The organism is Streptacidiphilus pinicola (assembly GCF_003258295.1).
Taxonomy (GTDB): domain Bacteria; phylum Actinomycetota; class Actinomycetes; order Streptomycetales; family Streptomycetaceae; genus Streptacidiphilus; species Streptacidiphilus pinicola.
This window is the reverse complement of sequence record NZ_QKYN01000051.1, coordinates 42581-55197: the sequence shown is the minus strand read 5'-3', so window position 1 is coordinate 55197 and position 12617 is coordinate 42581. Positions and strand designations below refer to the sequence as shown.

The following is a 12617-nucleotide window of genomic DNA, read 5'->3' as shown; positions in this document are numbered from 1 at the left end:
CCAGGCGGCGCGCCAACTCCGGCGGCCTGCAGTACAACGGCGGCGTCGTGCAGCACAGCCCCAGGGTGTACCTGGTCTACTGGGGTTCCCAGTGGGACACCGACAGCAGCGGCGTCCAGCCGTACATGACCAACCTCTTCAACGGCGTCGGCACCAGCTCGGACAGCTGGTCGACCACCACCACCCAGTACCCGGACTCCAGCGGCACCGGCCCCNNCCGCCCCGGCCGCCGCGCAGCAGGCCGACATCGCCGCCGAGGCCGACGCGGCAGCCTCCCACTTCGGCGTGGCCGGCGACCCGGACGCCCAGATCGTGGTGATGAGCCCGCAGGGAACCTCCCCCGACGGCTGGCCCTCGTCCGGATTCTGCGCCTGGCACGACTACACCGGCAGCGTCTCGTACACCAACATGCCCTACGAACTCGACGCGCCCAGCGGCAGCCGCTGCCCGAACGCGGCGTTGGGTGGCAAGCTGGACGCGTTCAGCATCGTCGAGGGGCACGAGTTCGCCGAATCGGTCACCGACCCGCAGCCGTCCAGCGGCTGGGTCGACGCGAACGGTGAGGAAATCGGCGACCTGTGCGAGAGCAACTTCCAGGGCGTCACCCTCTCGACGGGCACCTTCGCGATGCAGCCGCTGTGGAGCAACAACGACGGCGGCTGCGTGATCACGCCGGGCTCCAGCACCGGTTCCGCCACGGCCCACTGATCAGCACCGCCCTGGGAGTGCCGGAGCGGAAGTCAGCATGCTTGATGGTCGATTCATGCACCAGGGCGGCCTGACGTCGGTGACGGCGACGCGAACAGCGACGCCGTCACCCGAGGCGCTCGCCGTGTTCGTACGGCTCGACGGGGTTGCACCCCGGCCACCGAACTGATGTCACGGCCCGAACGGGTGGCTGATGCCGGCGCAGCCACCCTGCGCGTCTAGGGTGGCGGCCATGGTAGATGCCGATGATGTCCGCCGTATCGCGCTGTCCCTCCCGGAGACCGTGGAAAAGGAGGCGTGGAGCATGCCCACGTTTCGGGTCGCCGGGAAGATGTTCGTCACGGTTCCCGACGACCAGACGTCATTCGCCGTGCGGTGTCCCAAGCATGATCGGGCGGAGCTGATCGCCGCGGAGCCCGGGAAGTTCTGGGTGCCGCCACATGAGGCGTCTTCCGCTTGGGTGCGGGTGCGACTCGGCGCCCTGGAAGGAAGTGCCGAGCTGTACGAGATTCTGGTGGACTCCTGGAGGCAGGCTGCACCCGAACGGCTCGTGGAGGACTTCCGCCCGGAAAGCCGGTGATCGGCCGATTGGCGGACCAGGCAGACACCGAGCATCTGAAGGGTCAGGAGATCGCCCGGGAGATCGCCGCGTTGGCCCGCCACATTGCTGACAGCGGCACGATCGACGTCCGAGACACCGAACGTCTGCTCCGGCTCGGGAGCACACTCACCCGGCGAGCCCAGCACGCCGCCTCACTGAGCGCCGCCCTCCATGCCGTCTACGGCGTCACCGTGACGCCCCGAACCCCCGACCTACGAGCACTGCATGAGCGGCAAGGCATCAGTAGCCCGACCAACTAGGGCATCAACCCTTCCAGTTCGACCGAGGACCGGTCCGCTGCTCCCCTGACCGAGGAAACCTCCACCAGGTCGGACACAGCGAGCCGTGCCCGGCAGCTTCTCTGGGATCAGCGGGATCCTGCGGCCTTCTTGACGCATTGTCATGTCTACTTCTACTATCCGCCGGGCCCGCGTCTCTCCCAACGGGTCAGCCATGCATGGCCTGCACCACCCCGGATCTCCGTATGCGCAGTTGAAAGGGGTGCCACCATCATGTACCACGTCGGGTCCCGCCACTTAGCAGCTACTCGTCGGCGACTGCGAGGCCTCGCCGCGGCGGCCTCCGCGGCCTTCCTCCTGCTCGGCGTCACGGCCACGGCCACGGCGGTACCACACCGCCCGGCCGCCACGGCGCCGATCCTGAACGTCAGCTCGTCCTGCTCCGGCCAGAACCAGGAGGTCGTGGCCGCCGCCGACACGACCGGCGACGTCTTCCAGTCATGGATCGGATGCGGCGGCATCGGGTTCGCCCGGTCCACCAACAGCGGTGCAAGCTACGACGCGCCGATCATGCTGTCGGGCTCGTCCGGGGCCTGGGACCCGGCGCTCGCGGTCGCGCCGAACGGCACCGTCTACGCGGCGTTCATGTCGACGAACAACTATCCGGTGGTGGAGGCCTCGTTCGACCACGGGGCGACCTTCACCCAAACCGCCTCGGTGAAGCCGTCCGGGAGTGGCTACTTCGGTGACCGGCCCTACATCGCCGTGGCACCCGACGGGACCGTTTACGTGACCTGGGACTACGGCCCGGACCACAACAACGTCCAGACCACCTGCAGCCCGGTCGGATCGTGCTCCTTCGCCGACGGCCAGCTGAACGCCGTGATCGAGAAGTCGACCGACGGTGGCAGGACGTTCAGCGGATTCACCCCGATCGGTCCCAACTACCCCACCATGGGCGGGTTCGCCGCGCCGCTGCTGGTCGACTCGCACGGCCGTGTGGACTCGCTCTACGAGGGCCACCCGACCGACGCGACGTCCCCATATGCGATCCACGACGGCTACGAGTACTTCACCTGGTCGAACGACGCCGGCACCACCTGGCCGAACCCGACGGTGCAGGTGCGGCCGGACGCCGGGACGGACGCGGTGGCGAACTGGTGGATCAACGGCTCCATAGCCATCGACGCGGGCGGCACGCTGTACGCCACCTGGGACACGCAGTCCTCCGGCACCGACATCGGCTGGCTCAGCTACTCCACTGACAACGGCGCCACCTGGTCCGCACCGACCCACGTGACGCCCGACAACACCAGCGCGGCCCACATCATGGAGGTCGTCGGCGGGCCGGCGGGCACCGCGTACGTCGGATGGCAGACCAACGCGCCGAGCCAGGGTTACGCCACCTACCTGCAGACTTTCACCACCGCCTCGGGCCTGGTCGGCACGCCGACCCAGGTGTCGACCAACTACGGCAACGCCTCGGTGTGGCCGGGTGACACCTTCGGCCTGGCGACGCTGCCGAACAACCAGATCGCGGTGAGCTGGGGCAGCGCGGACAGCGGCGGCTCCACCGCGGAGATCTACGCGACGACCGTCTCGACCGCGCCTCCGGCCTCCGACTTCTCGCTCGCCGCGAACCCGACCTCCGGTTCGGTCACACAGGGGTCGTCGGCCACCACGACGATCGCGACCACCGCGAGCGGCGGGGACACCGAATCGGTCGCACTGAGCGCGTCCGGCCTCCCGACCGGCGCCACCGCGGCATTCAGCCCTTCCTCCGTCACGGCCGGCGGCTCCTCGACGCTGACCGTCTCGACGGCCTCGAGCACGCCGGTCGGGACGTATCAGATCACTGTCACAGGAACCGGGACCACGCACACCCACACCGCCACCTTCTCGCTCACCGTCAACGGCAGTTCGGGCGGCGGCGGGGTCACCAACGGCGGCTTCGAGACCGGCAGCTTCTCCAACTGGACCACGACCGGCAACGCCGCGGTGACGGCCGGCGCGGCCCACAGCGGCAGCTACGGCGCGATGCTGGGCCTCACCACCCCGTCCAACACCTCGACCGCGGCGCAAACCTTCACCGCGCCGACCGGTTCGACCAAGCTGTCCTTCTACTACAACGTGACCTGCCCGGACACCGTCACCTACGACTGGGCCACCGCCACCCTGAAGGACAACACGACCGGCACCACGACCACGGTCCTGGCCAAGACCTGTGTCTCCAACTCCGGCTGGGTGCAGAAGACCGCGACCATCACCGCCGGCCACAGCTACACGCTGACCCTGACCAACCGGGACGACAACTACCCGAGCGACCCGACCTACACCTACTACGACGACGTGACTCTCTCCTGACGAAGCAGCGCCATCCCTTGGACGCGCTGGGCGGGCTGATCCGATACGACAGCCCGCCCACCGCGTCCCTGCTCCGCGCCACCCGCTCTTGCACGGGTCGATCGAGACCGGCACGCCTCGTTCCTGGCAGCCATGGTGGGGCTGAACTACGACTGCAAGCGCTGACGTGAGTGACTCGGCGTCCGGTGCGTCGTTCCCACGGCATGAAGAAGATCATCGCGCTTGCCGCGATCACCCTCACCGCCCTGGCCGCGGCCACCCCCGCCCAGGCCGACAACGACAGCAACTTCGGTCCAGGCGTCAACGCCGCCAACAACTGGAACTTCACCGCCGCCGCGGTCTGCCTGCAGGAACTCGCCATCGTCCCAGCGCTGGCAGACGTGACCGGCCTCGGCTTCAACACCTGCTCCAACGGCAACGTCGTCAACCACTCCGGCCTCTGACCGAAGCACAAGGCCCCCGCGCACGAGTCCGGTGCGCGGGGGCCCTCGCGTGTCCGCAGCATGAGGCGAGGGTGCGCAGGACGGTCCCGATCGCGATCAACACGAGTCCGATGATCTGCAAGTAGACCGTCCCTGCGGCCAACTCTCGGGCCTTGTTGGTTCCCCGCAGAGGAGCCGTGGTCGTTGTCCCGCATGACTGGACGCAAGGTCGAGCGTGCCGCCATTCCGTTACGCGTCGCGCAGGGCCGCGGCGGTAGCGAAGCGCCCACCGAACCGGCCAGGGCACCGTGACGCGCGTGGCCCGCGATGGGGTTCGGCCTTCAGCTGAGTGTGGCCAGCGCGTCGCGGGCACAGGCGATCGCCACGGGCTCGGCAGTGGACTGGGCGACCGAGTGCATGGTGTAGCCGCTGCCGGACACGCTGGACTGCCAGATCCCGCCCGAGGTCACAGCGCCCGGTTCGGTCACGTGGGCCTGGCACTTCGGGGCCCGCTCCGGCTCGCGGGTCCAGCAGTTCCCTGCGCGCCTTTCGGCGCGCGGCGACGTCAGTACCACCGCCCCGACAGCGCCGAGCGTTACCGGCTTGGCTGCGCGCGCCGTCTTGCCTGCGAACATGTCGCGATGGTCCAGTGACGGAGAGTCAGCAGCACTCATGCTGGAACCGGCACAGTCAGGGGAAGCACATGAACGAGGCGTCGGGACAGCCGTCCCCCGAGCGGATCATGCAGATCACCACGGGAAACTGGGCGCAGAGCATTCTGGCCACCAGCGCGATCCACTCGCTCTTCAACCACCTGGAGGCCGGGGCGGACACCCCCGAGCAGGTCGCCAAGGCCGCAGAACTGTCGCAGCGCGGCACCCAGGCGCTGCTCGACGGCCTGGTGGGGCTGGGCCTGGTCGAAACACGTGGCGGGCGCTACCACAACACCCCCGAGGCGGCCGCCTTCCTGGTCGAGGGCAAACCCGGCTATCTCGGCGGCTTCGCCAAAGTGATCTTCGCCGACATGCCCATCCGTGCGGATCTGCCACAAGTCGCCCGCACCGGCGTCCCGGTCACGCCGGAGCGCGCCGACCTGCCCGAGAACCCGTTCTGGGAGCAGCTCGTGCCCGCCATCGCACCCCTGTCAGTACCGTCCGCCCTGGCGGCAGCCCAGCGCCTGGGCCTGGCCGAGGCCGGACCGATCTCCATCCTCGACGTCGGCGGCGGCTCCGGGATCTACTCCTCGGTCTGGCTCGGTATGAACCCCCAGGCCCGCTCCACGCAGCTCGACTGGGCGAACGTCAACCGGATCGCTCACCGCCTGGTCGCCGAGCACGGTGTCGCCGACCGCTTCCACACCGTCGACGGCGACTTCCACACCACCGACTTCGGCACCGACCTCTACGACGTGGCTGTCTACTCCCACATCGCCCACCAGGAGAGCCCGGCCGACAACCGAGCCGTCTTCGCCAAGTTCCGCCAGGCACTCAAGCCCGGCGGCACCCTCGTGGTCAACGACTTCGTCGTCGAAGACGACCGCTCAGGCCCCCCGTTCCCGCTGATCTTCCACACCACCATGCTGCTCCAGACCACCCAGGGCTCCACCTGGACCCGCAGCGACTACCACGCCTGGCTCAGCGCCGCCGGCTTCACCGACATCCAGTTCCATCCCACCCCGTCCCCGGCCACGATCGTCCTCGCCCGCTAGGCCTCCAGGAACGCATTGATCCGGTGTGGGCTCCGCCGAGGCCATCAGTGAGGCGAGTTCGGGGTGTCGGCCGAGCGCGGGTCGTGGCCGGCGAGGCCGCGGGCGTTCGGCGCCTGGTCGTACCCGGTGGTTGGCCGTCCGTCGTTACTCCGGACGGCCAACCGGGTGGCGCACGGCTGCTGGACCGGCGTCAGGGCAGGGTCCAGTTCTGGGCTCCGGTGCCGTTGCAGGTGTAGAGCTGGAGTTGGGTGCCGGGTGAGGTGGAGGATCCGGGGTCGTCCAGGCACTTGCCGGACTCGGGGTTGATCAGCGAGCTGTTCGCACCCGGTTTCCACTGCTGCGCGCCAGTGCCGTTGCACGTGTACCACTGGACAAGGGTCCCGTTCGTGGTGCCGCTGGACGTGACGTCGAGGCATCCGCCGACCACCTGGACGGTGCCGTCCGGCTCGACCGTCCACTGCTGGGCAGCGGACCCGTTGCAACCCCAGATCTGGATCCGGTTGCCGTTGGACGCGGCGCCGTTGTTGTCGTCGGCGCACAGGTTCGATGCGACTCCGGAGACGATCGCCCCGGTCGGTGGAGCACTCGCGCTGGTGAACCCGATCGCGAAGATGTGCAGAGCGCCCTGGGAGGTGTCGGAGGGCAGGCGGACGTCGCTGACGGTCTTGCCAGGGGTCAGGGCCGCGGGTGTGGTCGCGAAGACGTAGGTCTTCACGGGGTCGGTGGAGGCTCCGGCGTGGTTGCGGTAGGCGGCGGTCACCGCGGTGGTGTTGCCGGCGAGCGGCGTGGCCGAGCCGCCGTTCAGCGTCCAGTCGGAGAAGGAGACGGCCACGGACTGGCTGGTGCCGTCGGTGTAGTCGACTGTGGCGGTGCCGCCTGCGGGGCCGTTGGTGGAGGAGCCGAGAAAGGAGATCGCCCCTGTGCCCGAGAGCGGGACGGTTTGGCCGTTGGCGGTGTAGTTGTCAGGCTGTCCCGCTGCGGCTCCGGGCCAGGTGAAGGAGGTTCCGGCGGCGCTGACCGTGGAGCCGGGGTTGACTCCTGCGGCGGACAGGACGGCGGCGGAGTAGCTGTAACCGCTTCCGTCGAAGTCGGCGGACGAGGAGGCGGAGTCCGCCGATATGCCCGTGTTGCCGTAGCCGGGCGCGCCGGGGTAGGAGGGAGGGGCGGCAGATGCGGCGGACGCCCAGGCGGAGTTCGCCGTGGTGCCCAGGGTGTAGGTCAGCGTGCCGCCGCTGGTGATGCTGCCGATGGGTGCGGCCGCGCTGTTCCACGGGGAGCCGTTCCAGCTGGCCGACTGGACATAGGGGGCGTTGTCGGCGGCGTTGTCGCCGTTGACCGTCAGGGTGTTGCCGCTGGGAAGGGTGACGACCGCCTGGGTGAACAGCGGGCTGCCGAGTGCCAGGTCGGACGTACCGGGCGTCTCCGGGTACATCCCCAGGGCCGACCACACGTACCAGGAGCTCATCTCGCCGAGGTCGTCGTTGCCGGCCAGGCCGGAGGGGCTGTCGGTCCAGATCTGGTCCTGGACCTGCCGCACGACCTGTTGGGTGAGGTAGGGCCGGCCGATGTAGTCGTACTCCCAGGGGATGTCCAGGCTGGGCTCGTTGCCGAGGTCGGTGTAGCCGTTCGCGCCGGTCAGTGAGGACAGGTCGGTGGTGAGGTAGTTCGCCATCGCCGAGTTGCCGCCCATCGCGGTCGCCAGCCCGTGCAGGTTGAACGGCACCATCGGCGTGTACTGCCAGGCGTCCCCCTCGACGAAGTTGCTGCCCGAGGTCGCGGAGAATCCCCCGGTCCAGGAGCCCGACTTGTCACGGGGCTGGATGAATCCCGTTCCGGCGTGGAACAGGTTGCGCCAGTCCTGCGCCCGGTTGGCGAAGGCGGTCTGGTCCGTGGTGTCGCCGAGTGCGCCGGCCAGGGCCGAGACGGAGAAGTCCGCGGTGTCGTACTCCAGTGTTGTGGAGGCGGGGCCGTAGAAGTTGCAGCAGCCGTAGCTTCCGTCGCTGGGCAGGTAGCCGAGTTGCTCCAGATAGGCGAGGCCGGGCCGGTTGTTGTTGGCGGTGGTCGCCTCCGCGACCATGTCGGTGAGCGCGGTCCCGCTGTCGAAGGCGGTTGCCCCGAAGGCGTGGTAGTCGGCCAGGATGGCGTCGGCGGGATCGCCGACCATCACGTAGGTCTCGCCGTTGTTCTCTGACCACTTGGGGAACTGGCCGGTCTGGGTGTAGTCGTCGACCATCGACTGGGCGGTGTCCGAGGCGGCCTGCGGGTCGATCAGAGCCTCGAGTTGGGCCTGCGAACGGTAGACGTCCCAGCCGGAGTAGTTGGCGTAGACGGCGCCGTGGCCGGAGTCGACGACGTGGGTCTTGGAGTCGAAGCCGTCGTACTGGCCGTTGGTGTCGCTGATGACGTTGGGGTGGAGCAGCGAGTGGTAGAGCGCGGTGTAGAAGACCGTCTGCTGGGCGGCCGTGCCGCCCGCGACGGAGACCCGGCCGAGTAGGGAGTTCCATGCCTGCTGGACACTGCTCTCGGTCCCGGCGAAATTCCACCCGGGATTCTCGGCCGTGCGGTTGGCCACCGCGTTCGCGGTGGAGACGTAGGAGATGCCCACCTTGGCCTGGACGACCTGCGTGCCGGTGGTGTTGAACGTGACGTAGCCGTCCTTGGCGGCAGTCTGCGGAGTGGCGGTGCCGGCACTCCTCGGTGGGGCGCCGTGGAGCGTTGGGTGGTTCTGCCGTTCGGGCCGGCTCTGGCCGGGGCGGGCGCCTGCTGTCGGGGGCTCCGTGGCCCTGACCGCCTGTGTGCCGTTGGACGTGAACGGCTGGTCGAAGACCATGTCGAAGTAGACCGTGTAGCTGTTGCTCGCACCGCAGAAGCTACCGCTGGTGACCTGCCCGCTCACCTCGTTGTTGTTCACGACGGCGAACTGGGTGTTGGAGTCACCGTTCTGACTGTTGGCCAACTTGAAGACGAGATTGGCCTGTGCGGTGGCGGGAAAGGTGAAGCGCGCCATGCCGCTGCGGGTGGTGGCGGTGAGTTCGGTCTTGACGCCGTTGCTCAGCGACACCGTGTAGGAGCCGGGAGAGGCGGACTCGGCGGTGTGGGAGAACCCGTCCGTGGCACTGGTGTCGACGGAGCCGACGGTCGGCAGGACGGGGATGTCGCCGGCGGCGCCGCACCCGGGGCCGGCTATATGGGTGAGGCTGAACCCGGTGATCGAAGAGTCGTTGTACTCGTAGCCGCCGCCGTCCGGCCGTGACGGGGTGTCAGGGCTCCACTGCACCATACCGAACGGCACATCGGCCCCGGGGAAGTCGTCGGCGGAGTTCGATGTGCCGATGAACGGGTTGACGAGCGAGGCCGGCGCGGTGACCAGCGCCGGACGGGCGTGCTGCACCGGCCGCGATCGCGCCGACGCGGGGGCGGTGGTGGCGGCGGTTGCCAGCAGCGCCCCGGCTGCCAGCAGGGATAAGGCGCCCCGGCGCCTCCCGCTTGGGTGTCCCATCTCTGGAGCTCCCTTCTGGAATGCCAGGCTCATGACAGGGCCTGAGCCTGACAACGTTGTCATGGCAACGAAGTCGTGGGGGGAGCGTGGCCCTGCCCGGTCGAACTGTCAAGGCAGCCAGCACAACGAGCTCGCGGTGACGCCACCGAGGCCTGCCCCGACAACGTTGTCATGGGCCTCTGGGGTTCTGGCGCTCAGCAGCGCTCCGCGTAGCGGGAAACGCCCTGTGCATGAGCGGCCAACTGGTGAAGTTCCCGGAGCATGGAGTCCGCGAGCAGTCGGGCGTCGCCGGAGCCCGAGTTGGTCGCCACGTTGAGTGTGTAGCCCTCGGAGCAGCCCAGGAGGAAGAAGGTGGCCGTTCCGTGCGGGGGCACCATGGGGAAGCCTCGCAGCTGGCGCAGCGGGTGGCGGTCGAAGGCGAGGCCCTCGCCGGTGAGAGGAAGGGAGGTGCAGCATCCCGCGGAGTAGGCAGGGTCGTACTGCGGGGCGAGGATCGCGTCGACCAGACGAGGCCCTACCAGTGAGAGCGCACGCAGCAGCGAGTTGCCGAATCTCAGGGCCGCCTGGTGCTCGCCGGACCTGACCAGGCCTCGGCAGGCCGCCAGCCGCGCGACGGGGTCTTCCGTGGCGACCGGGAGCGGGACGCGGGCGGCTCCGAACGCGTTGCCGAGTCTGTGGCCCTGATCGGCGCGACGCATGTCCATGGGCACCGCGACGAACAGGGAGCGCTCGGGTCCGGACGCGGGAGGCCATGACCCGAGGTGGGAGCGGAACGTGCCCGCCGCCGCAGCCACGAAGACCTCGGTCGCGGTCGCGACGTGTCCGGGCACAGCGGCCCGAGCACGCTCGAAGACCTGGGGGGGCACGGCGCACCACGCGTAGGCAGGGCTCGACGGCCCGTGGTTGGGCATGGGGACCGCCGTGCCGGGCGAGAACGAGGTGCGCAGCGCTCGTGTCACGCTCCCGATCCGTTGGAGCGGTCGCTGTTCGGTGCGGGTCGCGTGCGACGTGGGAGGCGCAGGCACGTCGTCCAGCAGGGCGCGGAACAGTGTCGTGAAGGACCGGCCGTCGAGCAGGCTGTGGTGCGCCCGCATCAGCAGGGTGAACCCGGAGCCGTCCGGCTCCGGCAGCACATGGAGCCGCCAGGGCGGCCGGTCCGGGCTGAGCGGCTCGGTCATCAGCCGCAACGCCAGCTCCTGGAAGGACTGCGCACCTGAATCGAAGACGATCTGGTCCGCGACATCGAAATCCGGCTGGGGAACCCAGCGGTGACGGCGGGCCAGACGGGGCCCACCGGGTGGGGTCAGGACCCAGCCGAGGCGCGGAAATGGCCCCAGGCGTTCGCGGACCAGCTCGGCGATCCGTGATGCCGCAGGCATCGGCCCCTCGCAGGTGACAGCCACGCCGGCCACGGACGGGCTGAACGGCCAGCGGGTCATGAGTTCGTCGAGGGGCGTCAGCGAAGCGCTGTGGAACATGGTCCGGTCTTCCGCGCGAGTGGGTCGAGGATCCGGCGAAGTGAGCCGGTTCGGGGCGGTGGTCAGTGCACGGTGGCAAGCCGGGCCGTCGCAGGCAGCTTCAGCCCGGCGACGGCCTCCACGACGTCCGCGGCCGCCGCCGCGCCACCGCAGGCACGCACGTCCTCGCGCATCGCCGACACCGCCGCGGCCACCCTCGGATCGCCGGACACCTGCCGGACAGCGCTGAGCAGGGCCGACGCGTCTGCCTGCTCACGAGGGAGGTACACCCCGAGCCCCAGTTGTTCCAACCTCCTGGCGTTGACGCGCTGCTCGGCCATCTGCGGGACGGCGACCATGGGCACGCCGAAGTGCAGGGCCTCGAGGACGCTGCCCATGCCGGCATGCGTGACAAAGGCCGATGCAGCGGCGAGCACGTCGAGTTGGGGGACGGAGGCGTGGACCTCCACGTGGGCGGGCAGTGTGCCGAGGGTCGCGGGGTCGACATGGCGACCGACGGCGATGACGGTGTGCCAGTCGAGTCGGCTCGCGGCCTCCAGGCACTGGCGGAAGAATTCCGGCTGGTCGGTGAAGACCGACCCGAGGGAGACCAGCAGAACCGGCCGGCCGTCGACGGGAGCCCGCCAGGACCCCTGGAAGGAGGACCGGTCACCCAGGGCGGGTCCGACGAAGCTGTGCTCGGGACCCATCAGGTCTGCGTGGACCTGGAACGTCCTGGGGACGAAGACCACTTTCGCGTCCGAGCGCTGAACGAAGTCGCCGATCGTGCAGTCGAGGCCGTTGTCGTCGAGGAACCGCTGGAAGTGCGGAGCACAGGGCATCTCGCTGAGGTCGTTCAGTCCGAGGAAGGCCCGCTCCCAGCCGGGGAACAGGGCGTGCGTCGGGGACAGCTCGATCCCGGGGAGGCCCCACTTGCGGGCAAGTGCCTTCCCCGCGAACGCCTCGAGGTCGTACAGCACCGCATCGGGCCGGTCGTCCGCGAACGCGGCTTCGAGGACGGGCAGCGCCGCCTCGGCCTCACCGACGAAGACGTCGACCCCGTCGCACAGGTCCTCGGAGGAAGCACCTGCGGCGCGCTCCGGTACGGGGACGATGACCGGCATGGCGCCTGCGGCCCTGACCTGAGGCGCGAACTGCTGGGCGACCGCGTAGCTCACCCGGCAGCCCCGCCTCACAAGCTCGGTGACCACGGCGAGGGTCGGATTCACGTGGCCGTGCTCGGGCACGTTGACCACAACCACATGGGGGCGCGCCGGCTCCACCGATAGCTCCTGAATCATGTCGTGCATAACCAGCAAACGACATACGGTCACCCTGGGGCACGGGGCGCGAGCCGCATGCCTACGCGCGCCCCGTCTCGATCCCGGGCTTCTGCCGCTCGCCGCGCCCACCCGTGCGCCGCTCGGACACCATGGTCGGTTTGATCTAGATTGCCCCGCATGGGCAGACTGACGGACGACGGTCAGCCCCGCCGTCATCCTCGGCCAGGCGTGACGGCCGCAGAGAGCCAAGGCAGTTGGGCGTTGACAGGGAGAGACACCGTGCCCCACGCAACTACGTCGGCGACAACCACTTCGAGCGGTGGGCTACCACCGACC

Annotated in this window: 11 protein-coding genes; 6 read left to right on the top strand and 5 right to left on the bottom strand. The window is 69.3% G+C overall.

From position 1 onward, the window contains the following. Positions 1–76: 76 nt before the first annotated feature. Positions 77–208: a hypothetical protein gene (locus DN069_RS42380; RefSeq protein ID WP_279387896.1), complete on the bottom strand. Its 132-nt coding sequence runs from the start codon at positions 206–208 to the stop codon at positions 77–79. 77 nt (positions 209–285) lie between these two features. On the opposite strand from DN069_RS42380, the gene DN069_RS13510 reads away from it, so the two are divergent. The 5 genes from DN069_RS13510 (at position 286) to DN069_RS13490 (ending at position 4355) form a co-directional block, all read left to right on the top strand. Beyond that, positions 286–708 (top strand): hypothetical protein, encoded by a 423-nt coding sequence (locus DN069_RS13510; protein WP_111501195.1) that lies wholly within the window; start codon positions 286–288, stop codon positions 706–708. Between the two features lie 232 nt (positions 709–940). Beyond that, positions 941–1288, top strand: a complete 348-nt coding sequence (locus tag DN069_RS13505; RefSeq protein WP_111501199.1) for an MmcQ/YjbR family DNA-binding protein — start codon at positions 941–943, stop codon at positions 1286–1288. Next, a complete protein-coding gene (locus tag DN069_RS13500; RefSeq protein ID WP_111501194.1) occupies positions 1285–1569 on the top strand; it encodes a hypothetical protein in 285 nt (94 codons plus the stop codon). The genes DN069_RS13505 and DN069_RS13500 overlap by 4 nt, the downstream gene beginning before the upstream one ends. 252 nt (positions 1570–1821) lie before the next feature. After that, positions 1822–3912: an exo-alpha-sialidase gene (locus DN069_RS13495; RefSeq protein WP_111501193.1), complete on the top strand. Its 2091-nt coding sequence runs from the start codon at positions 1822–1824 to the stop codon at positions 3910–3912. A gap of 203 nt (positions 3913–4115) precedes the next feature. Beyond that, positions 4116–4355 carry a hypothetical protein gene (locus DN069_RS13490; protein WP_111501192.1) on the top strand — a complete coding sequence of 80 codons (240 nt, stop codon included), beginning with the start codon at positions 4116–4118 and terminating at the stop codon, positions 4353–4355. A 320-nt stretch (positions 4356–4675) separates the two neighbouring features. Here the strand turns inward: DN069_RS13490 and DN069_RS39385 are convergent, their stop codons facing one another. Then, positions 4676–4969, bottom strand: coding sequence for a hypothetical protein (locus DN069_RS39385; RefSeq protein WP_133259913.1), 294 nt, complete (start codon positions 4967–4969; stop codon positions 4676–4678). A 68-nt stretch (positions 4970–5037) separates the two neighbouring features. Here DN069_RS39385 and DN069_RS13485 point away from each other — a divergent pair, with 68 nt between their 5' ends. After that, positions 5038–6042, top strand: a complete 1005-nt coding sequence (locus DN069_RS13485; protein ID WP_243639176.1) for a class I SAM-dependent methyltransferase — start codon at positions 5038–5040, stop codon at positions 6040–6042. A gap of 190 nt (positions 6043–6232) precedes the next feature. Here DN069_RS13485 and DN069_RS13480 read toward each other — a convergent pair whose 3' ends face one another. From DN069_RS13480 to DN069_RS13470, 3 genes are all read right to left on the bottom strand, one after another. Beyond that, the gene (locus DN069_RS13480) at positions 6233–9541 is read right to left on the bottom strand and encodes a lectin (protein WP_111501191.1); all 3309 of its coding nucleotides are present in this window, start codon (positions 9539–9541) and stop codon (positions 6233–6235) included. 194 nt (positions 9542–9735) lie between these two features. After that, positions 9736–11019 carry a wax ester/triacylglycerol synthase domain-containing protein gene (locus DN069_RS13475; protein WP_111501190.1) on the bottom strand — a complete coding sequence of 428 codons (1284 nt, stop codon included), beginning with the start codon at positions 11017–11019 and terminating at the stop codon, positions 9736–9738. Positions 11020–11081: 62 nt separating this feature from the next. Continuing rightward, positions 11082–12281 (bottom strand): macrolide family glycosyltransferase, encoded by a 1200-nt coding sequence (locus DN069_RS13470; protein WP_243639175.1) that lies wholly within the window; start codon positions 12279–12281, stop codon positions 11082–11084. Positions 12282–12617: the final 336 nt, after the last annotated feature.

What these genes read in the sequence shown, in the direction of transcription:
- DN069_RS39385 (WP_133259913.1), bottom strand. Translation starts at nt 4,969, where the DNA reads ATGTTCGCAGGCAAGACGGCGCGCGCAGCCAAGCCGGTAACGCTCGGC.
- DN069_RS13475 (WP_111501190.1), bottom strand. Translation starts at nt 11,019, where the DNA reads ATGTTCCACAGCGCTTCGCTGACGCCCCTCGACGAACTCATGACCCGC.
- DN069_RS13480 (WP_111501191.1), bottom strand. Translation starts at nt 9,541, where the DNA reads ATGGGACACCCAAGCGGGAGGCGCCGGGGCGCCTTATCCCTGCTGGCA.
- DN069_RS13485 (WP_243639176.1), top strand. Translation starts at nt 5,038, where the DNA reads ATGAACGAGGCGTCGGGACAGCCGTCCCCCGAGCGGATCATGCAGATC.
- DN069_RS13505 (WP_111501199.1), top strand. Translation starts at nt 941, where the DNA reads ATGGTAGATGCCGATGATGTCCGCCGTATCGCGCTGTCCCTCCCGGAG.
- DN069_RS13495 (WP_111501193.1), top strand. Translation starts at nt 1,822, where the DNA reads ATGTACCACGTCGGGTCCCGCCACTTAGCAGCTACTCGTCGGCGACTG.
- DN069_RS13490 (WP_111501192.1), top strand. Translation starts at nt 4,116, where the DNA reads ATGAAGAAGATCATCGCGCTTGCCGCGATCACCCTCACCGCCCTGGCC.